This is a genomic window from Bacillus sp. MD-5, assembly GCF_002201875.1.
GTDB lineage: Bacteria > Bacillota > Bacilli > Bacillales > Bacillaceae > Bacillus > Bacillus stercoris.
This window is the reverse complement of record NZ_CP021911.1, coordinates 510,862-533,108: the sequence shown is the minus strand read 5'-3', so window position 1 is coordinate 533,108 and position 22,247 is coordinate 510,862. Positions and strand designations below refer to the sequence as shown.

General features: G+C 46.8%; 23 protein-coding genes and 1 riboswitch. Of the genes, 3 read left to right on the top strand and 20 right to left on the bottom strand.

What is annotated here, in order from left to right; genetic code table 11:
* Positions 1 to 40: 40 nt before the first annotated feature.
* A complete protein-coding gene (locus tag CDO84_RS02635) occupies positions 41 to 727 on the bottom strand; it encodes a heptaprenylglyceryl phosphate synthase (RefSeq protein WP_040083949.1) in 687 nt (228 codons plus the stop codon).
* Positions 728 to 991: 264 nt separating this feature from the next.
* Between CDO84_RS02635 and CDO84_RS02630 the strand changes: the two genes are divergently transcribed.
* Complete coding sequence (locus CDO84_RS02630) at positions 992 to 2,569, top strand: FMN-binding glutamate synthase family protein (RefSeq protein WP_040083950.1); 1,578 nt, start codon at positions 992 to 994, stop codon at positions 2,567 to 2,569.
* Positions 2,570 to 2,606: 37 nt separating this feature from the next.
* Here the strand turns inward: CDO84_RS02630 and CDO84_RS02625 are convergent, their stop codons facing one another.
* Genes CDO84_RS02625 through CDO84_RS02615 form a run of 3 tightly spaced genes read right to left on the bottom strand, consistent with a single transcriptional unit; the run spans position 2,607 to position 5,688 of the window.
* Entirely contained in the window at positions 2,607 to 2,921 is a 315-nt protein-coding gene (locus CDO84_RS02625) for a YerC/YecD family TrpR-related protein (protein WP_003219429.1), read from the bottom strand.
* A gap of 2 nt (positions 2,922 to 2,923) precedes the next feature.
* On the bottom strand, positions 2,924 to 3,919 hold the full coding sequence (locus tag CDO84_RS02620; RefSeq protein ID WP_040083951.1) for a DUF3048 domain-containing protein: 996 nt from the start codon (positions 3,917 to 3,919) through the stop codon (positions 2,924 to 2,926).
* 26 nt (positions 3,920 to 3,945) lie between these two features.
* The gene (locus tag CDO84_RS02615) at positions 3,946 to 5,688 is read right to left on the bottom strand and encodes an adenine deaminase (RefSeq protein WP_040083952.1); all 1,743 of its coding nucleotides are present in this window, start codon (positions 5,686 to 5,688) and stop codon (positions 3,946 to 3,948) included.
* A 129-nt stretch (positions 5,689 to 5,817) separates the two neighbouring features.
* Between CDO84_RS02615 and CDO84_RS02610 the strand changes: the two genes are divergently transcribed.
* The gene (locus tag CDO84_RS02610) at positions 5,818 to 6,045 is read left to right on the top strand and encodes a YgaP family membrane protein (RefSeq protein WP_040083954.1); all 228 of its coding nucleotides are present in this window, start codon (positions 5,818 to 5,820) and stop codon (positions 6,043 to 6,045) included.
* Positions 6,046 to 6,059: 14 nt separating this feature from the next.
* On the opposite strand, the gene CDO84_RS02605 is transcribed toward CDO84_RS02610, so the two are convergent.
* A complete protein-coding gene (locus CDO84_RS02605; protein WP_040083955.1) occupies positions 6,060 to 7,334 on the bottom strand; it encodes an APC family permease in 1,275 nt (424 codons plus the stop codon).
* A 143-nt stretch (positions 7,335 to 7,477) separates the two neighbouring features.
* Between CDO84_RS02605 and CDO84_RS02600 the strand changes: the two genes are divergently transcribed.
* Positions 7,478 to 7,900, top strand: a complete 423-nt coding sequence (locus tag CDO84_RS02600; RefSeq protein WP_040083956.1) for an Lrp/AsnC family transcriptional regulator — start codon at positions 7,478 to 7,480, stop codon at positions 7,898 to 7,900.
* A gap of 37 nt (positions 7,901 to 7,937) precedes the next feature.
* Here CDO84_RS02600 and purD read toward each other — a convergent pair whose 3' ends face one another.
* The 15 genes from purD to CDO84_RS02525 form a co-directional block, all read right to left on the bottom strand.
* Positions 7,938 to 9,206 carry a phosphoribosylamine--glycine ligase gene (gene purD, locus CDO84_RS02595; protein WP_040083957.1) on the bottom strand — a complete coding sequence of 423 codons (1,269 nt, stop codon included), beginning with the start codon at positions 9,204 to 9,206 and terminating at the stop codon, positions 7,938 to 7,940.
* Positions 9,207 to 9,221: 15 nt separating this feature from the next.
* Positions 9,222 to 10,760, bottom strand: a complete 1,539-nt coding sequence (gene purH, locus CDO84_RS02590) for a bifunctional phosphoribosylaminoimidazolecarboxamide formyltransferase/IMP cyclohydrolase (RefSeq protein WP_040083959.1) — start codon at positions 10,758 to 10,760, stop codon at positions 9,222 to 9,224.
* Positions 10,757 to 11,344 carry a phosphoribosylglycinamide formyltransferase gene (gene purN, locus CDO84_RS02585; RefSeq protein WP_014663065.1) on the bottom strand — a complete coding sequence of 196 codons (588 nt, stop codon included), beginning with the start codon at positions 11,342 to 11,344 and terminating at the stop codon, positions 10,757 to 10,759. The genes purH and purN overlap by 4 nt, the downstream gene beginning before the upstream one ends.
* Positions 11,341 to 12,381, bottom strand: coding sequence for a phosphoribosylformylglycinamidine cyclo-ligase (purM, locus tag CDO84_RS02580; RefSeq protein ID WP_040083960.1), 1,041 nt, complete (start codon positions 12,379 to 12,381; stop codon positions 11,341 to 11,343). The genes purN and purM overlap by 4 nt, the downstream gene beginning before the upstream one ends.
* Positions 12,382 to 12,481: 100 nt before the next feature.
* Positions 12,482 to 13,912, bottom strand: coding sequence for an amidophosphoribosyltransferase (gene purF / locus CDO84_RS02575; RefSeq protein ID WP_003233947.1), 1,431 nt, complete (start codon positions 13,910 to 13,912; stop codon positions 12,482 to 12,484).
* Positions 13,888 to 16,116 carry a phosphoribosylformylglycinamidine synthase subunit PurL gene (gene purL, locus CDO84_RS02570; RefSeq protein WP_014663063.1) on the bottom strand — a complete coding sequence of 743 codons (2,229 nt, stop codon included), beginning with the start codon at positions 16,114 to 16,116 and terminating at the stop codon, positions 13,888 to 13,890. Before purL ends, purF begins: the two co-directional genes overlap by 25 nt.
* Entirely contained in the window at positions 16,100 to 16,783 is a 684-nt protein-coding gene (gene purQ / locus CDO84_RS02565) for a phosphoribosylformylglycinamidine synthase subunit PurQ (RefSeq protein ID WP_014663062.1), read from the bottom strand. The genes purL and purQ overlap by 17 nt, the downstream gene beginning before the upstream one ends.
* On the bottom strand, positions 16,780 to 17,034 hold the full coding sequence (gene purS, locus CDO84_RS02560) for a phosphoribosylformylglycinamidine synthase subunit PurS (protein WP_003219409.1): 255 nt from the start codon (positions 17,032 to 17,034) through the stop codon (positions 16,780 to 16,782). The genes purQ and purS overlap by 4 nt, the downstream gene beginning before the upstream one ends.
* Positions 17,027 to 17,752 carry a phosphoribosylaminoimidazolesuccinocarboxamide synthase gene (gene purC, locus CDO84_RS02555; protein ID WP_014663061.1) on the bottom strand — a complete coding sequence of 242 codons (726 nt, stop codon included), beginning with the start codon at positions 17,750 to 17,752 and terminating at the stop codon, positions 17,027 to 17,029. The genes purS and purC overlap by 8 nt, the downstream gene beginning before the upstream one ends.
* A gap of 73 nt (positions 17,753 to 17,825) precedes the next feature.
* Entirely contained in the window at positions 17,826 to 19,121 is a 1,296-nt protein-coding gene (gene purB / locus CDO84_RS02550) for an adenylosuccinate lyase (protein ID WP_003233955.1), read from the bottom strand.
* Positions 19,118 to 20,260 (bottom strand): 5-(carboxyamino)imidazole ribonucleotide synthase, encoded by a 1,143-nt coding sequence (gene purK / locus CDO84_RS02545; RefSeq protein WP_040083962.1) that lies wholly within the window; start codon positions 20,258 to 20,260, stop codon positions 19,118 to 19,120. Before purK ends, purB begins: the two co-directional genes overlap by 4 nt.
* Complete coding sequence (gene purE, locus CDO84_RS02540; RefSeq protein WP_040083964.1) at positions 20,253 to 20,741, bottom strand: 5-(carboxyamino)imidazole ribonucleotide mutase; 489 nt, start codon at positions 20,739 to 20,741, stop codon at positions 20,253 to 20,255. The genes purK and purE overlap by 8 nt, the downstream gene beginning before the upstream one ends.
* A gap of 141 nt (positions 20,742 to 20,882) precedes the next feature.
* A riboswitch (purine riboswitch) is annotated at positions 20,883 to 20,984 on the bottom strand.
* Between the two features lie 79 nt (positions 20,985 to 21,063).
* A complete protein-coding gene (locus CDO84_RS02535; protein ID WP_003219403.1) occupies positions 21,064 to 21,261 on the bottom strand; it encodes an NETI motif-containing protein in 198 nt (65 codons plus the stop codon).
* Positions 21,261 to 21,815, bottom strand: a complete 555-nt coding sequence (locus tag CDO84_RS02530; protein WP_009966729.1) for a DUF2179 domain-containing protein — start codon at positions 21,813 to 21,815, stop codon at positions 21,261 to 21,263. Before CDO84_RS02530 ends, CDO84_RS02535 begins: the two co-directional genes overlap by 1 nt.
* A gap of 208 nt (positions 21,816 to 22,023) precedes the next feature.
* Positions 22,024 to 22,191, bottom strand: coding sequence for a Fur-regulated basic protein FbpA (locus CDO84_RS02525; protein ID WP_014663056.1), 168 nt, complete (start codon positions 22,189 to 22,191; stop codon positions 22,024 to 22,026).
* Between the last annotated feature and the right edge of the window lie 56 nt (positions 22,192 to 22,247).

Here is a 22,247-nt window from a genome sequence, read left to right as displayed (position 1 = left end):
AAAACATATGTTCTATCATAAACCAAATCCGTACAATTTACTACTCGCCTTTCACAGCCGCTACTGTTTTCAAAGCCTTGTCGAAATCTTCATACACCGCATTGCCTACAACGATCACGTCCGCATGCTCTGCATACTGTTTGGCCGTTTCTGCATCCTTGATGCCGCCGCCATAAAACAAGGTGGACGTTTCCAATACAGCCTTCGTTTTCTTGACAGCTTCTATGTCTCCAAGCATGCCGCTGTATTCTAAATAAAAAATCGGCAGCTGCAGCAGCTCTGACACACGCGCATAAGCGACAATATCGTCAGTACTCATTTCGGCATCCGCTTCAGTCAGTGCCGCCGCTTTGCAATCTGGATTTGCGATGCAGTAGCCTTCCGCCACGATTTCTTCCATAGACATCAGTTCTCCATATTCCTTCATGGCTTTCTGGTGCATTCCGACAATCCAATCCGTGTTTTTGCTGTTTAATACACTCGGAATAAAATATAAGTCAAAGCCGGGAACGATCGCTTCAATTGCCGACACCTCAAGCACACACGGCACCAAAAACCGTCTGACCTTAGACATCATCCGCAGGACATTATCCTCTGTCACACCATCGCTTCCTCCGATAATGACCGCATCCGTTCCTGATTCGCAAAGGATCTCCAGCTGTTCGTCGGGCAAATCTTTATTTGGATCGAGTTTAAAGACATGCTTCCACTCTGTTACATCGTACACGTCATACGTTCCTCCATTCGTTTGTTACCATTTAAACATTATAACAAATTCACATAGCGCGGAAAAACGGAAAAAGCCGTTAATCTCGTTATTCACTGAAAAAGGTGTTTTGATTCTTTTTTCATAAAAAAGAGAGCAGGCGGACGTACCTGCGCAGTGAGTCTTATTTCTGCAAAAGCGCACATTTTTCACCAGATTCCCTCTGCTATTGTTTGGAAAGTGTTCAACTGTGGAAATGGTTACATAAAAAAGGGAGGCTGAGAGATGGAAACCATTATTATTGCACTCATCGCATTTATCATTGGGATCATCGCTATCCCGATCGTCTTATTTGCCTGGATCTACATAAAGGATGAAAAACAGCAGGAGCACTCAATCCTTCGCAACTACCCCGTCATCGGAAGGTTTCGGTATATCCTTGAAAAAATCGGGCCGGAGCTCAGACAGTATTTATATAGCAATGACAATGAAGAGCAGCCTTTTTCACGAAAGGAATATGAGCAAACGGTTATCTCTGGCAAATACAAAAGCAGAATGATGGGCTTTGGATCTGTAAGAGATTTTGATAAACCCGGCTATTATATCCGTAACGCTATGTTTCCAAAACAAAGGGAAGAAATGCACGTAAATCAAACGCCAAAAATTGAAACCCAAATTTATAAAATGGATGCAAACAATCTCTTCAAACGCAAGGAACACGCCGAACGCATCAAGGCAGATCCGTATTTTCTTCATCCTGATGATGTGCAGGTGATTGGCGAGCATACATGCGAGAAGCCATTTCACGTGAAGGGATTAGTCGGCCAGTCTGCAATGAGCTACGGCTCCCTCGGAGAACGGGCAATTACGGCGCTCTCAAAAGGGCTCCATCAGGCAGGCGGGACTTGGATGAATACAGGTGAGGGAGGATTGTCTGAGTATCACTTAAAGGGCGGCGCCGATATCATTTGCCAAATCGGACCGGGCCTATTCGGCGTGCGCAAAAGAAATGGGGAATTTTCGTGGGAGGAATTTAAAAGAAAAAGCAGAATTGACCAGATTAAAGCGTTTGAGCTAAAGCTGGCACAAGGAGCAAAAACCCGGGGCGGCCACGTGGACGGCGCCAAAGTATCAGAGGAAGTGGCAGACATTCGGAATGTCGAGCCAGGAAAGTCGATTGACAGCCCGAACCGCTTTTATGAATTCTCAAACCCTCCTGAAATGCTCGACTTTATTGAAAAACTTAGGGATGTCGGGCAAAAGCCAGTCGGCATCAAACTGGTCGCAGGGCATCCTGAAGAATTGCATGAGCTTTTCGCTTATATGCAGAAAAGCGGAAAGCATCCGGATTTTATCACGATCGACGGAAGTGAAGGCGGTACCGGAGCTTCCTTTTACGAGCTCGCGGATACAGTCGGCCTTCCGATTATGACAGCGCTCCCTATTGTTGACACGCTTCTTAGACAGTACGGGTTGCGCAGACAGCTGAAAATCTTTGCTTCCGGAAAGCTCCTGACTCCTGATAAAATCGCGGTCGCCTTAGCTCTCGGCGCTGACTTTGTCAACATCGCACGCGGCATGATGTTTTCGGTTGGCTGCATCCGTGCTCTCGTCTGCCACAACAACACCTGTCCAGCAGGCGTGGCGACAACAGATCCAAAATTGCAAAAAGCATTGAGCATTGAGGAAAAACAGCACCGTGTCTGCAACTATGTTATTTCACTGCGCGAGGGGCTGTTTAACCTTGCAGCCGCAGCAGGAATCAATTCGCCGGTTCACTTTTCCAAGGAGCATGTTGTCTATCGAAAAGAGGATGGCAGCATTGTCGATATCGACAACCTGATCCATCAATTTGTTTCATAAAGAAACCGCCCTTGCCAAACGGCAGGGCGGTTCTTTGTTATTTAGAAGAAGACTCAGTTTCCGTCTCCTTCACACGGTCGAGCGCCATTTCATAAGCGTCATTTCCGTAATTTAAGCAGCGTTTCACACGGGAAATCGTAGCTGTGGAAGCGCCTGTTTCTGTTTCAATCTTATGATACGTGTTTCCTTCGCGAAGCATGCGCGCCACTTCAAGGCGCTGAGCCAGCGATTGAATTTCGTTAATTGTGCATAGATCATCGAAGAATCGGTAACATTCCTCCAGGTCTTTCAGCGATAAGATCGAGTTAAATAACTGGTCCAGCTCTTTGCCGCGTAATTTATCGATTTGCATCGTTACACACCTTCTCCTTTACTAATGGAAGCCACATCAAGATCAGGTACGATATTGATCCAAGTCTTTCCTGGCACAAACGGAAGCCACTTGCCGTCTTTTATCGGCACAATTCTGCCATTCACTTGTTTCCAGTCTGTTTCAATGACGTTTCCGTGCTGAAACAACAGACCTTTCCCCCCTGATTCCAAGTCGATGTCCCGCCTTCCATCTTGATCAATAATATGATGGCTGGCTTCAACAATGAAAATATTTTGCATTGCAACCGGCTTTCCGGTTTCCCGGTCTGTCGTTATGACACCATCAGAGCTTCTTGTATAAGATTCAGCTTTTTTATCATAGTTGTATTCGACAAGATTTGTAACGTTTTTTGTTCCATAATCTACCCGAACATTGTAAGATTCATTTGCAGGTTTTGCTTCTGATGTTTGAAACAGCAGCGGATTTGTTTCCCGCTTCAGCTCATATCCCTTTTGTTCCGCCGCCTTTTTTATGTAATCATAAGACGTGTAGGAATTATGGGGCGGTTTGCTGGAATCAGCTCTCCAAAATAAGCTTCCGTCAAAATCCAATCCGTTTATATAATCGGCAGCTCCGGATTCTAGCTGCTCTTTGGCGCCGGGACTCCAGCCGTGATGGACAAATATGCTGTCAAAGCCATTGCTGAGAGTGACGAAATATTCCCGCGCGCTCCGCACAGGTCCGACAGTTTCAGGCATCTGGCTTTGGAAAATAGCCAGAAATCGTGTGATCTGCCCTTCTGCAAGCGCTTCTATGACAATGTCGGCTTTAGACAGTCCAGACTGCGGCCTCGCCTTCGGATGATTGTTCACCACAACAGCAACAGGCCGGCGTTCAGTCACCTTCTGTTCAATCTCCAGTCCCGTCAAAGGAGCTTTCGGCTTCTTTGCGGAATCCGGGACAGCGTCCTTCTGCTGGCAGGATACAAGCAGAAAAAACACGAAACACAGCACGCAAACTGTCATCCATTTTTTCATATGTCGGCTCCCCGCTCTTTTATATTTTAACGCATTATCGATGGAAAGAGTACAGTTTTTTTCATGACGTCGAAGATTCCTCTCGGCGTAATGCGTATATACGGAAGGTGCGTACTTTGCAAAAAGAGCAGCGTATAGACGGGATCACTAAATTTGTAGCCTCTTTCTGTCAAAAGATCTCTCAGCTTCTGTTCCTTCTCAAGCACGACTTCATATGCTTCTGAAGAGGCGCAGCCGCACAGCGAAAGGGGAATTTCATACAGAATGTTCCCGTTTTCCGCCAGAACGATTCCTCCCCCGATCTCTTTCATGCGGGCGAAAGCGAGCAGCATATCCGCTTTATTTTTACCAATCGCGACAATATCGCCAGTCGTCGTAAAGGAGCTAACAAATCCCTGCACGCTTGAGGCAAAGCCTTTTATCATTGTATTGACGCGCCATTTTCCATGTTTATCAAGCATTGTCAAATAACTTTCATCATGGTCAAATGAGAGCTGTTCCATCGAATTGTCGATCTCAATCATATACGGCTCCATAATGACCGCATTCCGCATTTTCACGCCCATCGGCATGGAAAACTGCAAATCATCCATCGTCATATCATATGAAAGCTCAAGCGGGACAAGACCGCCTTTGTTCCAGTCCGTCTTTGTAAACGCCTTCAAATCACAGCCGTCTTCTCGCAGGACGGTCCCTTTTGACAGAACAGTCACGGGATTTGGATTTAGCGGGTCTTCCAGTATGTTCAGCGAAGCCAGTCTGCCAGGTCCGACAACTCCTAAATAATCATCCATTTGGTAATACTTCGCAATATTAAATGATGCCATATTGTAGGCGTCAATTGCAGGTACGCCTTCTTCTAACGCAATGCGGATCAGCTCGTTTGTCATGCCGCCTTTATAGAAATTCGGCGTCGCGCCGTCTGTCGTGTAAAAGAAGTGGTCATAATAGCAGAAGCCCTTCTCATGCAGCTCCTGCAAGATTTTTCTTACATCAGGGCGAATGGAAGAGTTCCGAAGGGAAACATAATAGCCCAGTTCCAGCCTTCTCATCACTTCATCACCTGTCATCGCTTCATGATCGCAATCCGCTCCGAACAGCTTCATTTTTGTAAGCGTTTTATCAGAAGCGCCGGGAAAATGCCCTTCAATGCGTTTTCTTTGTTTCTTTGTAGCTTGCATGCAGTGGAGCATTAAATCATCACCATCTACAAGGCGAGGCCATCCGGTCATTTCTCCGCCTTGAATCACATCCGGATGTTCAATCCACTGTTTTCTGACATCAAACGGAAGAACGTGGTCCTCGTTCAAAACCTCTGTCTGGAGGTCATAGCGTGACCACCAGAAATACTGGACAGGCTGCTTTTTGAGTTCATTCAAAATCGTAAGCGCTTTCTTTTTTCCGCTTTGCAAAAGCAAAAATAAATTATCATTCACAAATGTCGTGGTTCCGTATTGAGACACATATTCCGCCAGTGTTTGGGGATTATATATTTGAAAAGGATGTGCGTGCGGTTCAATATAACCCGGCACAATGTATTTTCCTTCACAATCAATCGTATGAATTTTTTCGGCTCTATTCGGAAGTTCATGACCCACATAAACAATGCGGTCCTGATAAATCCAAATGTTTTTTTTCAGCCATTGTTTTACATATGGATTTAAGACGAGAGCATTCCGTAAAAGGAGCGTTGGAAGCAGCTTTGAGTCTACAACATCAACCTGTGCCCTGATGTCTTTGTTTTTCCAGTTAAAGGTGCGTTCGGACATTCACATACTCTCCTTTATATGTATTAGACTCATGGTATCACATCCTTCCTCATCACGCACGATAAAAACGTTACAAATTTTTGAAGGTTCAATTAAAAAACTTTTTCAAGTAAAAAGGAGCGGATTTCCATGAAGCCAAACATCAGTCTCATCAATGCCGTCTTCAGAATCGCCTGCGGATTGACGATTATGTCAGCCGCGAGCGCAAAGTTTACGAAAAAACCTTGGTGCAGAATGCATCTCTTTTACATCTTTATGGGGGCCATGAAAGCGGGTTCGGGAATCCTGCGATTCTGTCCTGTGACCTACATGTTTCAAAACAGCGATTCTGGAAATAACGGCCAGCAAAACGGATAAATGAAAAAGCTTGATCACGAAACGTGATCGAGCTTTTTTTTATGCCCACCCTTTGTTTTCATATAGAAATATCCTGCAGCTGCCAGCACTGCGGGATAAAGAAGCGCCCAGCCGCTGAATGAGTAAATCACTGCGCACGCCACAAACGCCCCGAGCGCCATCCACCAGCCCGAATCTCTCCAGCTCAGGAGTTTCAGTGCTGCCGCCAATGTACATATGTAAGATGCGATGAAAGCCGCGCTCGGCCCTTTCAACAGAGTCGTCAAATCGATTTGAAACAGGCCATGCGCTGCAAGCACTAAGCCAAACACCGCGGCCATCGCGGTCAAAACACGGATAGGCGTACGTTTTGTCGCACTTAGTTTTCCAAAAAATACGGGTATGTGCCCCTCTCTCGCCAATGCGTACACCATTCTTGAAAAACCAGCAATATTGGCGTGTATGGTGGCGAATGTAATAAAGAGCGCTAAACATACCGTGACGTATACACCGCTTTCTCCTGCTCCTTTTGAGATGAGCATGGCAAGCGATGCAATTTCTCCATTCTCCTCATATGAATGAGTCCCCACCGTCACAAATGACAGCATGATATACAGCCCTGCCACACAAGACGCTGCCAAAAACAAGCTGAGCGGGACATCTTTTTCAGGGCGATAAAATTCCTCAGCCAACGGGGTAATCATTTCCCAGCCTACAAAAGAGAAAAAAATCATAACTGAAACAGATCCCGCGGCAGACCAGCCATGCGGAAGAAACGGCTTGAATTCTGCTATCGTGACGTGTGGCAATGACACAGCAATAGAAGTGACAAGCAGAAATACGATGACACATATAACGAGTGTACTGATGTTTGCGGATAGTTCAATCCCTCTCATATGAAGCAAAATAGATATAGCCAGCATACAACCAGCAATCGATGTAACCTGCCAATCCGCCGCCTCTGTGACGTAACTGACGTAATGCGCGCCAGTCAAAGCGATGATGGGAACGCCGATCGGAACGGACCCTAACATGATCCAGCCCAAAATAGCCCCGGCTTTTTTCTGAAAGGCCAGCTGCACATAAGCCGTGATTCCTCCCGCGCTGGGCGCTATTTTCACAAGCCGGGCCAGCGTGCCGACAAGAAGAAAAGATAAGAAGGACATGAACACCCAAACAAATAAAGAAGCGGGACCGGCTGCGTCAGCTGTTACAGACGGCAGGATTAATATCCCGCAACCTAAAACGGCTCCAATCGTTAACGCCGTCCCTTGTATCCAAGTAATAGAACGCTGTAATTCTGGCAACATGATGCCTCCTCTCTGATTGATGGCTTTATTATAGAAAAAATAAGACGGCATCCATATGCTACAATGAAGCTAAATCAACAGCATTACCTTATGATCAAAGGAATTTTCATTCATTCGCCTAAATATGTAAAGGAGCCAGACAAATGGACGATACAGACCTTCAGATTATCTCGCATTTGCAGCGAAATGGCAGATTAACGATGGTTGAGCTTGGAAAGCTTGTCGGACTCAGCTCGCCAAGCGCGGCGGAGCGTGTCAGGAAGCTTGAAGACAAGGGAGTGATTACCGGCTACAGCGCGAATATCTGTTACGAAAAACTAAACAAGCATGTCACCGCTTTTATTCTCATGGAGCCGAAAAGCTGCAAGCACTACGCTGCCTTTGCAACATCGCATCCTGATGTAGCAGAAAACCACCGTATCACGGGTATGTACAGCTATGTGACAAAGGTCGTGACAGAATCGGTACATACGCTTGAAGATTTTATTGACGCCTCGATGGCCCATGGAAAACCAACCACGCTTGTTGTGCTTTCTTCTTCCGCTCACCATCCCGCTTTTATGTAACAAAAAACCCGCAGCTTAATCTGCGGGTTTTCCTCACTTATTTTTGGGCAGCCTTTAAAGCGCGTGCCCCAATATCTTTTCTGAAAAAGAGTCCCGGTTTGAATATTTCATCAACCGCTTTGTACACTCGTTCTCTAGCCGCTTCAAACGTTTCATCAAAAGCCGTCACATTGGCGACGCGGCCCCCGTTTGTAACGAACTCTCCGCCCTCTGCTTTCGTTCCGGCATGGAAGACCACGACCTGCTCGGTTTCCGCTGCAAGGCTGCCGATCGGCGTGCCTTTTGCGTAGCTTTCCGGATACCCTTCTGATGCAAGCACAACACTAACAGCCGCGGTATCCTTCCATCTTAAGTCAACTTCCTTATTATCTAAAAGATCAAGAAGCACCTGTACCAGATCAGATTCCATGCGCGGAAGCACGACCTGTGTTTCCGGATCGCCAAAGCGGGCATTAAATTCGATAACCTTCGAGCCGTTTTCAGTGAGCATCAATCCAGCGTACAAAACGCCAGTGAAGGAACGGCCTTCTTGTACCATTGCTTTGGCGGCCGGCTTCACGATGGTTTCTACCGCATGGCGGACCGTTTCTTCCGAAATTTGCGGAACTGGAGAGTAAGCCCCCATTCCGCCCGTGTTCGGGCCTTTGTCTCCGTCAAACGCACGTTTGTGATCCTGGGCGATCACCATTGGATACACCTTTTCTCCTTTGACAAAGGCCATTAAAGAAAATTCTTCACCAGAAAGGTATTCTTCAATGACAACAGACGCGCTCGCATCACCAAACTTTTCATCCTCAAGAAAATCATGCAGACATGCGATTGCTTCTTCCTCTGTCATAGCAACAGTAACGCCCTTTCCAGCTGCGAGTCCATCTGCTTTTATAACAATCGGAGCGCCTTTTTCCTGCACATATGCCTTCGCCTCTTCAAAGGATGTAAACGTGTCGTATTCTGCGGTCGGAATGTCGTATTTCTTCATTAAATCCTTAGCGAACTGTTTGCTTCCTTCGATGATCGCCGCAGCTTTTGACGGGCCGAACACACGCAAGCCCGCTTTTTCGAATTCATCCACCAGACCTTCAATTAAAGGAACCTCAGGGCCGACAATGGTCAGGGCGACCTGATTTTCTTTTGCAAATGAGACAAGCCCTGCGTGGTCGCTTTCCTCAATGTTTACAAGCTGTGCGGAAGCTGCCATGCCGTCATTTCCGGGAGCGGCAAATACATTCTCGACGAGGCTGCTTTGCGCTGCCTTCCATGCCAGCGTATGCTCTCTTCCGCCTTTACCGATAATTAATACATTCACGTCGTTTTCATCCCCTTAATGTTTGAAGTGTCTGATGCCGGTGAAGACCATGGCAATGCCGTATTCATCCGCTTTTTTGATGGAATCCTCATCACGGATTGATCCGCCTGGCTGAATGATGGCTGTAACGCTCGCTTTTGCCGCTTCTTCGACAGTATCTGGCATTGGGAAATATGCATCCGAACCGAGCGCGCTGCCCTTCGCTTTTTCTCCTGCTTGCTCGATTGCGATTTTCGCTGATCCGACGCGGTTCATTTGGCCTGCTCCCACGCCGACTGTCATGTTGTCCTTCGCGAGAACGATCGCATTTGATTTCACATGCTTCACGACTTTCCAAGCAAGCTTCAAGTCCTCCCACTCTTGCTCGTTCGGCTCTCTTTTTGTCGGAATGCTGATCTCCGCATCATCGAAGCCGTGCATATCTAAATCTTGAATCAGCAGCCCGCCTTGAACGGATGTCAGCTGTTTTTCCTTTTGAACAGCAGCAGATACGTCAAGCGTCAGTAGACGAAGATTTTTCTTCGCAGTCAGGATGTCAAGCGCTTCTTGGCTGAATGAAGGCGCAATGATGATTTCTAAGAAAATGTTGTGAAGCGCTTCGGCAGTTGCCTTGTCCACTTCACGGTTCAGCGCGATAATGCCGCCGAAGATAGATGTTTTATCCGCTTCAAACGCTCTGTCAAACGCTTCGGCGATCGTTTTTCCCGTTCCTACGCCGCACGGATTCATATGCTTCACAGCAACCGCAGCCGGCTCAGTGAATTCACGAACGATTTGAACTGCCGCGTCCGCGTCTTTAATATTATTGTAAGAAAGCTCTTTTCCGTGAAGCTGTTCTGCTTGCGCAATGGAGCCTTTAACAGGAAGTGCTGTTTGATAGAATGTTGCTTCCTGATGCGGGTTTTCTCCGTAGCGAAGCGATTGTTTTCTCTCAAATGTTACAGTGAATTGCTCTGGTTCTTTTTCACCGACAACGTCTGTCAGATAGTCAGCGATCAGTGCATCATATGCCGCAGTATGACGGAATACTTTTGCCGCGAGCTCGCGTTTTTTCTGAAGAGATACGCTGCCTTCTTCTTTGATTTGCTTCAGCACTGGGCTGTAATCGGCCGGATCGACGATAACCGTCACATCCTGATGGTTCTTTGATGCCGCACGCAGCATGCCTGGTCCGCCGATGTCGATATTTTCAATCGCTTCTTCATAAGTGACGTCTTCTTTAGAAATCGTTTCTTTAAATGGATAGAGGTTGACGACAACGAGGTCAATCGGCTGTATCCCGTGTTCATTGATCTGCGCCATATGTTCTTCATTGCCGCGAACCGCCAGAAGACCGCCGTGAATATTCGGGTGAAGGGTTTTTAACCGGCCGTCCATAATTTCAGGAAATCCTGTCACTTCAGAAATTCCGATCACATCCACACCGTTTTCTTGAAGAAGCTTTTTCGTTCCGCCTGTGGAGATGACTTCAACGCCAAGCTCTGTCAGTTCTTTTACGAAAGGAACGAGATTTGTTTTATCTGAAACACTGATTAATGCACGTTTAATGGTCATGCCTTTTCACCTCTGTTATTTAATCCTAATAGCTGTTTAATCACACTCGGATACCATTTATGCTCAAGCTTGTGAATTCGCTGTTCGATTGTTTCCAATGTATCATGTTCATCAATTTCGATTGCCTTTTGAGCGATGATCGGACCTGTATCCATTCCTTCATCGACATAATGCACGGTGATTCCGGCCACCTTCACACCCGCTCGGAACGCCTGTCCGACTGCGTCGATTCCAGGAAACGCGGGAAGAAGCGACGGGTGAATATTAATGATTTTTCCTCCATATGCTTGAAGGAGCGTATCACCGATCAGCCTCATATAGCCGGCAAGAACAATCAATTCAACCTCGTGAAGACGAAGCTGTTCAATAATGGCTTGTTCAAATGCAGCCTTGTTTTCATAAGACTTCGGCTCAAATGCAAAGGATGGAATGTGGAATGCTTCCGCCCGTTCGATGACTTTCGCCTGCGGTTTGTCGCAAACGAGGAGCGCTACTGACGCATCCCAGTTCTCCTCCTTCAAACGCGTGACGATGGCTTCGAAGTTTGAACCGTTTCCTGATGCAAATACCGCAATCTTTTTCATGAAAGTGCCGCACCGCCAAATGTGACGCCTTGGCCTTTTTTCACACGCCCGATCAAATAGGCTTTTTCGCCATGGCTTTCAAGCGTTCCGATCACATCTGTCAAATGCTCTTCTTTGACTGCCAAAACAAAGCCGATCCCCATATTAAAGACGTTAAACATGTCTTCTTCCTTCAGCTTGCCGTACTCTTGCAGGAAAGAGAAAATCGGCGGGATCGGCCATGAGCCGTGATCGATTTCCGCACTTAAGCCTTCTGGAAGCATGCGCGGGATATTTTCGATAAATCCTCCGCCTGTGACGTGCGCCATGCCGTCGATTTTTCCGCTTTTGACTGCGGCGAGCACAGGCTTCACGTAAATTCTTGTCGGTTCAAGCAACTCCTCGCCAAGCGGGCGTTCAAACGGCTCATATGTTGTATCAAGGTCCAGCTCCGCATCATCCAGAAGCACTTTTCTGACAAGGGAAAATCCGTTGCTGTGAAGGCCGCTGGAGCTGAGGCCGATCAAGAGATGGCCCTCTTTGATGTTTTCACCGGTTACGATTTCGTCCTTTTCTGCCACTCCGACTGAGAAACCGGCAATATCGTATTCATCAGCTGTATAGAGCCCCGGCATTTCAGCCGTTTCACCGCCGACTAAGGCTGAACCTGACTGCTCACAGCCGTCCGCCACACCTTGTACAATCTGTTCAATTTTCACAGGGTCCGCTTTGCCAACCGCTAAATAATCGAGGAAAAACAACGGCTCTGCACCTTGTGCCAGCACGTCATTGACACACATCGCAACAGCGTCCACGCCAATCGTGTCATGCTTATCCATGGAAAAAGCGAGCTTTAATTTTGTGCCGACACCGTCCGTTCCCGAAATGAGAACTGGCTTTTGATAAGAAAGCTCAGACAGGTCAAACATGCCGCCAAAACCGCCAAGGCTGCCCATAACGCCAAGCCGTTTCGTGCGCTCCACGTGTTTTTTCATTCGTTTTACAGCTTCATATCCGGCTTCGATGTCAACCCCTGCGTTTTTATATGCTTCAGACATCCTATTCACTCCTTTAAGGCGCTTTTCAAAATATCTCCCCTAAAGAGGGCAGAAAGAGAAAGGCAGCCGAACTGCGCTGCCTTTATGTCATTTTCAAGTTTTATTTGGTTAATACTGCTTCTTTCACATGAGGAAGCACTGTATCCTGGTAAATTTCAGTCGGATATTTTCCTGTAAAGCAAGCGAGACACTGTCCGCAATTCGAGTCATCGTATTTTCTGCCGATGCCTTTCAGCAGCCCTTCCACACTCAAAAATGAGAGGGTATCAGCTCCGATTTCCTGACGGATTTCTTCAACAGAATGCGAAGACGCGATCAGTTCTTCATGTGTGGAAGTGTCAATGCCATAAAAGCACGGATGAGCGATCGGCGGTGAACTGATTTTCACATGCACCTCTGTCGCACCCGCTTCTCTCAGCATCGTGACAATCCGGCGGCTAGTTGTTCCGCGTACGATCGAATCATCCACCATCACGACGCGTTTGCCTTCTACAACCCCGCGCACCGCAGACAGCTTCATTCTGACGCCTTGCTCACGCAGAGCCTGGGACGGCTGAATAAACGTTCTGCCAACATACCGGTTTTTGATTAAGCCGAGCTCATACGGAATGCCTGTTGCCTCTGCATAGCCGATTGCCGCTGAAATACTGGAATCTGGAACCCCGGTTACGACGTCAGCTTCAACTGCGGATTCCTGAGCCAGCATTTTCCCAAGGTTTTTACGGGCACTGTGCACATTAATACCGTCAATATTGCTGTCTGGTCTGGAGAAATAAATGTACTCCATGCTGCAAATAGAACGATTGATATTCATGGAAAAACGCTCTGATTTCATGCCTTCATCATTGATGATCAGCATCTCACCCGGTTCTACCTCACGAAGGTACGTTGCGCCGACAACATCAAATGCGCATGTTTCCGATGCGACCACATAAGCGTCGCCCATCATGCCGATCGACAGCGGTCTAAGCCCGTTCGGGTCAAGCGCGACAATCATTTCGGTCTCTGTCATGATCAGAAACGCGTAGGCGCCTTTCAGCATGGAAAGCGAGTTTTTAATTTGATCCTTCAGTGTGAAGTGGCCGCTTCTTTTGATCAGATGGGCCAAAACCTCTGTATCCGAAGAGGTTTGAAAAATGCTCCCTTGATTTTCGAGCTGCTGCTTCAGCTGAGTGGCGTTGACAAGGTTTCCGTTATGAGCAAGCGCCAGGCTGCCGTTGTTTTGGGAACGGAAGAGGAGCGGCTGAACATTTTCGTATCCGCCGCCTCCAGCCGTTGCGTACCGAACATGCCCGATAGCGCCTTTTCCCTTTACTTTGCTGAGTTCGCCATTTTGAAATACTTCAGTGATCAGCCCTTGGCCTTTGTGCGCCGTCAGTTTTTCACCATCAGTCGCTACGATGCCCGCACCTTCCTGTCCTCGGTGCTGAAGGCTATGGAGACCGTAATATGTGATCTGCGGGGCTTCTTCATGCCCCCAAATCCCAAATACGCCGCATTCTTCATTTAAGCCTTTGATTTCAGCAAGCATGGGATAGCTCCTTTCCATGCGCGTTCAAGCTCTTTCGTTTGCGCATGAATCATTTGTTGTCCGTCTTGGTTTTGAATCGCCAGAATTCCGTCAGCCGTTACCTCACCAATATGAACCGCATCTTTTACAGCTGCTTCAAACGCTGCTTGGTGTTCTTTTTTCACTGAAACAACGAAACGGGATTGAGATTCAGAGAATAATAACGCTGCTTCCCCTTCTACAGTTACGTTAGCGCCAAGGTTTTCCGTCGTCATGACACTTTCCGCAATCGCTACGCCTAGGCCGCCTTCAGACACATCATGCGCAGATTGAACGAAGCCTTTTTTAATCGCTTCAAGCAGTGCTCTTTGGCGTGACAGTTCGACATCAAGATTGATTTGCGGCGCTTTGCCGTAAATGCGGCCTTCTGTCATTTTTTGCAGCTCGCTTCCGGCAAACTCTGGTTTTGTTTCGCCAATCACGTACACAAGATCGCCCGCTTGTTTGAAATGCTGTGTAGTAATGTGTGCTGTATCTTCAATTAAGCCGACCATGCCAATAACAGGTGTCGGGTAGATCGCTGTACCGTTTGATTCGTTATAAAGTGATACGTTTCCGCCAATAACCGGTGTGCTGAGAACATTGCACGCCTCGCTGATGCCGTCAGCCGCTTTTTCGATCTGCCAGAAGATTTCCGGCTTCTCCGGATTTCCGAAGTTAAGGTTATCCGTGACTGCAAGCGGTTCTGCGCCTGAGCAAATGATATTGCGTGCCGCTTCAGCAACAGCAATTTTCCCGCCGACTTCAGGATCAAGATAGAGATAACGCGCGTTACAGTCTGTCGTCATCGCCAGCGCTTTTTTCGTTCCGCGGATTCTGAGAACACCAGCATCAGACCCGGGAGCGACAACTGTATTCGTGCGCACCATGTAGTCATACTGGTCGTAAACCCACTCTTTGCTCGCAATCGTCGGCTGCTGAAGAAGCGCCTTCAGCGTTTCATTCGCATCTTCAATTTGCGGGGCAGGAACGTCCGTTTCCAAAAACTCGCGATAGTAAGCAGGCTCTTGAGAAGGTTTATGGTAAACCGGTGCTTCTTCTGCCAAGGCATCAACAGGCAGCTCGCACACAACCTCTCCTTTGTGTGTCAGGCGAAGCATTTTATCATCTGTCACACGTCCGACAGAAACCGCTTCAAGATCGTACTTATCAAAAATATCGATGATTTCTTGCTCACGTCCGCGCTCGATGACCAAAAGCATCCGTTCCTGTGATTCAGAAAGCATCATTTCATACGCGCTCATGCCTGTTTCGCGCTGAGGAATCAGGTCAAGGTTCATTTCAATACCAGAGCCGGCTTTACTTGCCATTTCTGCACTTGAGCTTGTTAAACCGGCAGCTCCCATATCCTGAATGCCGACTAAGGCGTCGCATTGGATGACTTCCAGACATGCTTCAAGCAAAAGCTTCTCCATAAACGGATCGCCGACTTGGACAGCAGAACGCTTTTCTTCAGATGAGTCTGACATCTCTTCAGAAGCAAACGTAGCGCCGTGGATTCCGTCACGCCCTGTTTTCGCTCCTACGTACATTACGGTATTGCCGACACCCTTCGCCTGGCCTTTTTTGATGTCTTCATGATTGATTAAACCGACGCACATGGCATTGACAAGCGGATTTCCTTCATAGCTGCTGTCAAACTGCACCTCTCCGCCGACTGTCGGGATGCCGATACAGTTGCCGTATCCGGCGATACCCGCTACTACTTCTTCAAACAAGTACTTCACTCGCGGTGAAGTCAGTTCACCAAATCGAAGAGAGTTCAATACAGCGATTGGACGAGCACCCATCGAGAATACGTCACGGATGATTCCGCCTACACCAGTGGCAGCGCCTTGGTAAGGCTCTAGAGCTGATGGGTGGTTATGTGATTCAATTTTGAAGACAACCGCTTGGTTATCACCGATATCAACGATTCCGGCGCCTTCCCCCGGCCCCTGCAGCACACGCTCGCCGCTTGTCGGGAATTTACGCAAAATCGGCTTTGAGTTTTTGTAGCTGCAATGCTCAGACCACATGACAGAAAAAATTCCGATTTCAGTGTAGTTCGGCAATCTTCCAAGAATGGATTCTATCAATGCAAACTCATCATCACTGACACCCATTTGCTGATATAGTTTCTCTTCTTTTATTTGTTCTTTACTTGGTTCAAGCAGTAGTGACATGAGTTTCCCTCCAATTTTTCACGATAGACTGGAACAATTTAAGACCGTCGGCGCTTCCAAGCAGTTCATCGACCGCGCGCTCAGGGTGAGGCATCATGCCTAATACATTGCCTTTCTCATTCACGACACCGGCAATGTCGCTGACACTTCCATTAATATTAGAGCCGTATGTGAAAGCAATTTGATTGTTTTCCTTTAATGAAGCAAGCGTCTCGTCATCACAGTAGAAATTCCCTTCACCATGGGCAACCGGGATTGTAATCGATTGTCCCTTTTCGTAGGAAGCTGTGAATAATGTTTCATCGTTCTGCACAATCAATTCAACCGGACGGCAAATGAACTTCAAATCTTTGTTGCGTCTCATTGCGCCTGGCAGAAGCCCAAGCTCCTGTAAAATCTGGAATCCGTTGCAGACGCCAAGAACAGGTTTTCCTTCAGCCGCCGCCTGTTTGACAGCTGGCATAATATTCGCAAATCGGGCGATGGCGCCGCATCTTAAGTAATCGCCGTAAGAAAATCCTCCCGGAATTAACACGCCGTCGAAGCCGTCAAGACTTGTTTCCTCATGCCAGACGTATTCCACTTCATGGCCGAGCTCATCCTTTACAGCATGATACATATCGATATCACAGTTGGAGCCAGGTAACACAATCACCGCAAATTTCACTGTGCGACTACCTCCTCAACTTCATATCTGTAATCTTCAATCACTGTATTTGCAAGAAGTTTTTCGCACATTTCTTTCACCAGCACGTCAAGATCACGGTCAGATTTTTCAATGGTAAGCTCCATGTATTTCCCGATGCGCACATCTTGAACTTCGTTGTAAGTCATACTGTGCAAGGCATGCTGGACAGCGCTCCCTTGTGGATCTAGTACACTTTCTTTTAAGCTGACATAAACTTTTACTTTATACATGATGAATGCCTCCCAGTCTTTTGAAAATCTCTTCGTATGCGTCGGTTAAGCTTCCCAGATTGCGTCTGAATAAATCTTTGTCCAGCTTTTCGTTCGTTTCTTTATCCCACAAGCGGCATGTGTCAGGAGAAATTTCATCCGCCAAAAGCACTTGCCCTTCTGCATCTAAACCGAATTCAAGCTTGAAATCTATTAATCTGACATGACAATCGTCGAAAATGCTTTGAAGCTCTTCATTTACTGTTTTTGTAATGGACTTAATGGTCTCTACCTGCTCAGGAGTCGCCGCCTTCAAAAGCCAAATATGATCTTCGGTGATGAGCGGATCACCCAGCGCGTCATCTTTGTAGTAAAACTCGATAATCGGCTGTTCAAGTTCCGTGCCTTCTGGAATGCCGAGACGTTTGGACATGCTTCCTGCCACAACATTTCTGACGACGACTTCAAGCGGCACGATCGTTACCTTTTGAATGAGCTGCTCCGTTTCCGAAATGCGCTCGATAAAGTGATTGTTAATGCCCTTTGTATGAAGATGTTTGAAAATCAAGCTTGAAATCTCGTTATTTAAGCGTCCTTTTCCGCTGATTTCTGCTTTTTTCTCGCCGTTAAAGGCAGTGGCGGAGTCTTTATACACAACATACAGCGTGTTTTCGTCATCGGTTTTGTAAATCTTTTTTGCTTTTCCTTCATATAAAAGTTCATTCTTCACAATATTCACGGAAGGCCTCCTAATCCGAATGTTGGGAATTTTCAAACTGCGGCAGCTTAGAAGAAGCCGCTAAAAGCTTCTTCTATGCTAAACCTAAACGTTCAAAGATCAGATCAACATTTTTCAGATGGTAGTTGTAATCAAAGCAGTCAGCAATTTTTTCCGGAGAAAGACGTGACGTAATTTTCTCTTCCGCTTCCACAAGCTCACGGAACGGCACTTGTTTTTCCCACGCTTCCATTGCTTTCGGCTGAACAGTATCATAGGCTTCTTCACGTGTCAGGCCTGTGTCGATCAAAGCAAGCAGCACACGCTGAGAATAGATAAGGCCTAGAGTGCGGTCCATGTTGCGCTTCATGTTTTCCGGGAAGACCGTTAAGTTTTTCACGATGTTGGAGAAGCGGTTCAGCATATAGTTCAGCGCAATTGTCGCATCCGGAAGAATAATCCGTTCTGCTGAAGAATGAGAAATATCGCGCTCATGCCATAATGGAACATTTTCGTAAGCTGTCATCATGTAGCCGCGGATCACGCGCGCCATGCCTGTCATGTTTTCAGAGCCGATCGGATTTCGTTTATGCGGCATTGCAGATGAACCCTTTTGCCCTTTCGCGAAAAATTCCTCAACTTCACGTGTCTCACTCTTTTGCAATCCGCGGATTTCCACAGCGAATTTCTCGATGCTTGTCGCGATCAAAGCAAGTGTTGCCATGTAGTCAGCATGACGGTCACGCTGAAGGGTTTGAGTTGAAATCGGTGCTGCTTTCAATCCGAGCTTCTCACAGACATATTGCTCAACAAATGGATCAATGTTCGCATATGTGCCGACAGCGCCGGAAATCTTTCCAACCTCGATGCCTGCTTTGGCTTGTTTAAAACGCTCAAGATTACGTTTCATTTCTTCATGCCAAAGCGCAAGTTTTAAGCCGAATGTTGTAGGCTCAGCGTGTACGCCGTGTGTGCGCCCCATCATGACTGTGTATTTATGTTCTTTTGCTTTTTCTTTAATAATGTCAACAAATCTCTCAAGATCCTTGAGCAGAATATCGTTTGCCTGTTTTAATAAGTAGGAAAGAGCCGTATCAACAACATCAGTTGACGTTAAGCCGTAGTGCACCCATTTTCTTTCTTCGCCCAGTGATTCGGAAACGGCGCGTGTAAAAGCGACAACGTCATGGCGCGTGTCCTTTTCGATTTCTAAAATGCGGTTGATGTCAAATGACGCGTTCTCGCGCATAACCTTTACATCTTCTTTCGGAATGACGCCAAGCTCTGCCCACGCTTCACAGGCAAGAATCTCTACCTCCAGCCATGCTTGAAATCTGTTTTCGTCCGTCCAAATCGCAGACATTTCAGGTCTTGAATAACGTTCGATCATTCTGCTTGTCCTCCGTCTCTATTCATCCATTTATTTGTGATCTCCTGAATCCATTCGTCTTCAGGCTGCTTCATAAATGTAATATGCCCCATTTTGCGGCCTTTTTTGATTTCATGTTTTCCGTATATATATAGCTTTGCCTCTTTTAAAAGATCCGGGTCTTCCTCAACAAGCTTTACTTCATTGCCGAGAAGATTCACCATCATGCCCGGCTTCAGCAAATCTGTCTTGCCAAGCGGGAGCCCGCATACCGCTCTGATATGCTGTTCAAACTGGCTCGTCTCGCAAAGGTCCAGCGTATAATGCCCAGAATTGTGCGGTCTTGGCGCCAGTTCATTAACCAAAAGCTCTCCGTCCTCTGTCAGGAACATCTCAACAGCAAGCGGCCCAACAAGATTGAGCTCATCAGCAAGCTTAACGGCCAGCTCAGCAGCCTTCTGCTGAATCTCTTCCCCGGCCCGTGCAGGCACAATGCTTTGGAAAAGAATATTGTTGTGGTGAATGTTTTCAGCTGCCGGAAATGTTGAAACTTCTCCGTTTACCGATCTGACGACAATCACCGACAGTTCCATCTTAAAAGAAACCCAGCTTTCAAGAATACAGGTTCCGTGTTCTAAAAGAGCGGCTGCCTGCTCCATTTGCGCCTCTTCTTTTATCACAAATTGGCCTTTGCCGTCGTACCCGCCGCGGCATGTTTTCAGCACTGCGGGTAACCCGAGCTCCTGTACCGCCTGTATCAATTCCTTCTGTGTTTTGACGATGCTGTACGGAGCGACTTCACAGCCCGCGGCTTGAATTGCTTTTTTCTCTGTTTCACGGTTTTGGGTAATGAGCAGCAGCTCACTTCCTTGCGGGAGATACGCATGGTCTTTCAGCCAATGCAGCGCATCATAGTCAATGTTTTCAAACTCATATGTGATGATATCGCTGATTTCAGCCAATTGTCGAATCGCTTCACCGTCATTATAATGAGCGGTAATTTCGACATCCGCAACCTGCCCGCACGGCGAATCTTTCACAGGATCAACGACCGCGACTTTATACCCCATTTGTTTGGCGGATACAGCCATCATTTTCCCAAGCTGGCCGCCGCCGATTATGCCGATTACAGCTCCCGGATAGATGATTTGTTTAGACAAGCTGATCACTGCTTTCTAACACCGTCTGTTTTGTATTTTCTCTTCTCTCATCCAGCTTACGGGCAAGATCTTCGTCAAAAGCTGACAAAATTTGCGCCGCTAACAGGCCTGCGTTCACTGCGCCGGCTTTGCCTATGGCTGTCGTCGCAACAGGTACGCCTCCAGGCATTTGGACGATGGATAGAAGTGAATCCATGCCGTTCAGCGCCTTGGACTGAACCGGCACTCCAATGACCGGAAGCGTTGTTTTCGCCGCCGTCATCCCAGGCAGATGCGCCGCTCCACCGGCGCCGGCGATGATCACCTTGATGCCTCTTTCTCTGGCGGTTTCAGCGTATTCAAACATAAAATCAGGCGTCCGGTGAGCGGAAACGACCTTTTTTTCGTATGGAACATTAAGTTCGTCAAGTATGTCGCATGCGTTTTTCATTGTCTCCCAATCGGAAGTGCTTCCCATGATGATTCCTACTAGCGGCTGCATTCTGTTCCCACCTTCTAATGCTTTAGTTTTCAGAAAATAAAAAATACCCGAATTTGCATTGCACTTATGAGGAAGCAATACAAACCGGGCATGGTACATGTATCGTCAGTCGTTCGCTTCTGCGATATATCCATGTCAGTTTTATCGATCACTTTCCTGCATAGTCCGGCAATTTACGGTTGCCGGGTAGAAACTTATGGGCCATATTCCCAAGATTATATGAGGTCGTGTTTTGATTTCATGTTTATCTTAACAACGGACATGGATAATGTCAACGATATTATCGAACGATACAAAAATTCATTCTACTAATGTTCGTGTTTTAGATCAATTTCCCTTCAAATACGATTTTTTTCCCGCACGGAACGATCTGAATTGACCCATTTTCCTTTTTTTCCATAAAAATAGGCTCTTCCATTCGCCTTACAGGCAGATAACCTTCTTCTTTCATTTGCTGAAGCACCGCATCAATCGTTTGCTGCTCTGTCACTTCAAACTTTTTCTTCTTCGGCTTTGCCATTATTCTTTAATTCTCCTCTTCTTCACCGCTTTGACCCAGAAGCCCCCGTGGATTGTTTTTGGTTCGTACGCAATAATAAAGGCCTTTGAATCAAGTGTTTTAATCGTATCATATAGCTGGAGTTCATATCTTCTCGGCGTCAGAATCTGAAGGGCTGTACGGTCACCTTCAAGTCCGCCGGCCACCCAGTTTGTCACGCCGTAGCCTTTTTCACGGAGCTGCTTCGGGAGATCAAGATCGAGCTCCTTCGTAATGACGTTGACCATAATATAGCCAAGCGCCAATTTTTCTTCTATTTTCATGCCGACAATCACGCCAAGACCGTATCCGAGCGCGTACGCGATCACATTTTGAATCTGGTCTAAGTTATCGAGCACAAGACTCAGTCCCGTCACATAAACCAATATTTCAATCGTGCTGATGCCGGCCGCTAAATAACGCTGTCCTTTCAGCGTTAATATCATTCTTATCGTAAAAAATGACACATAGACAATATTAATAATGAGAATTATGAGAACCATGGCTATCCCATTTGATAAGATGGTTTGCATCATTTTATTCATCCCCCTACTCTTCAGCTTGCATAAAGCATTCATATTCTACTAGAGAAATGAGTCGTTTACAATGAGCCGAGGCCCAAAGCCTAAGGAAAATATTTCGACACGCTTTATGAGGTTAAACAGTAGTAGTTTACCCGCTTTCTCACCTTTTCAAAATCAAAAAAGCCCGCTTTTCAGCAGACTCACCTCTTCTCATCTATTGTCAGATCTCTTTTTTCATTTTCAGAAGGGACTTGTATTCTTTCTCAAGCTCACTAAGCGTGTAGTGGGCCAGCTGTTCCCCTCTTCCCTGATAAAATTCCGAGAGCAGTAATTTGGTTTTTAAAAATTGCTTCTTTTGATTAATTGCGCGGCGAAGTACTTCAGCCATGTCCATCATCCTCCTTCAATATAAAGGTTTTTGCGCTGGACGTTTACAGCATTTTC

Excerpts from the sequence above, each read along its gene's own strand:
- CDO84_RS02630 (WP_040083950.1), top strand. The coding sequence starts at position 992 with ATGGAAACCATTATTATTGCACTCATCGCATTTATCATTGGGATCATC.
- CDO84_RS02625 (WP_003219429.1), bottom strand. The coding sequence starts at position 2,921 with ATGCAAATCGATAAATTACGCGGCAAAGAGCTGGACCAGTTATTTAAC.
- CDO84_RS02620 (WP_040083951.1), bottom strand. The coding sequence starts at position 3,919 with ATGAAAAAATGGATGACAGTTTGCGTGCTGTGTTTCGTGTTTTTTCTG.
- CDO84_RS02615 (WP_040083952.1), bottom strand. The coding sequence starts at position 5,688 with ATGTCCGAACGCACCTTTAACTGGAAAAACAAAGACATCAGGGCACAG.
- CDO84_RS02610 (WP_040083954.1), top strand. The coding sequence starts at position 5,818 with ATGAAGCCAAACATCAGTCTCATCAATGCCGTCTTCAGAATCGCCTGC.
- CDO84_RS02605 (WP_040083955.1), bottom strand. The coding sequence starts at position 7,334 with ATGTTGCCAGAATTACAGCGTTCTATTACTTGGATACAAGGGACGGCG.
- CDO84_RS02600 (WP_040083956.1), top strand. The coding sequence starts at position 7,478 with ATGGACGATACAGACCTTCAGATTATCTCGCATTTGCAGCGAAATGGC.
- purH (WP_040083959.1), bottom strand. The coding sequence starts at position 10,760 with ATGACCATTAAACGTGCATTAATCAGTGTTTCAGATAAAACAAATCTC.
- purN (WP_014663065.1), bottom strand. The coding sequence starts at position 11,344 with ATGAAAAAGATTGCGGTATTTGCATCAGGAAACGGTTCAAACTTCGAA.
- purM (WP_040083960.1), bottom strand. The coding sequence starts at position 12,381 with ATGTCTGAAGCATATAAAAACGCAGGGGTTGACATCGAAGCCGGATAT.
- purF (WP_003233947.1), bottom strand. The coding sequence starts at position 13,912 with ATGCTTGCTGAAATCAAAGGCTTAAATGAAGAATGCGGCGTATTTGGG.
- purL (WP_014663063.1), bottom strand. The coding sequence starts at position 16,116 with ATGTCACTACTGCTTGAACCAAGTAAAGAACAAATAAAAGAAGAGAAA.
- purS (WP_003219409.1), bottom strand. The coding sequence starts at position 17,034 with ATGTATAAAGTAAAAGTTTATGTCAGCTTAAAAGAAAGTGTACTAGAT.
- purB (WP_003233955.1), bottom strand. The coding sequence starts at position 19,121 with ATGATCGAACGTTATTCAAGACCTGAAATGTCTGCGATTTGGACGGAC.
- purE (WP_040083964.1), bottom strand. The coding sequence starts at position 20,741 with ATGCAGCCGCTAGTAGGAATCATCATGGGAAGCACTTCCGATTGGGAG.
- CDO84_RS02535 (WP_003219403.1), bottom strand. The coding sequence starts at position 21,261 with ATGGCAAAGCCGAAGAAGAAAAAGTTTGAAGTGACAGAGCAGCAAACG.
- CDO84_RS02530 (WP_009966729.1), bottom strand. The coding sequence starts at position 21,815 with ATGATGCAAACCATCTTATCAAATGGGATAGCCATGGTTCTCATAATT.
- CDO84_RS02525 (WP_014663056.1), bottom strand. The coding sequence starts at position 22,191 with ATGGCTGAAGTACTTCGCCGCGCAATTAATCAAAAGAAGCAATTTTTA.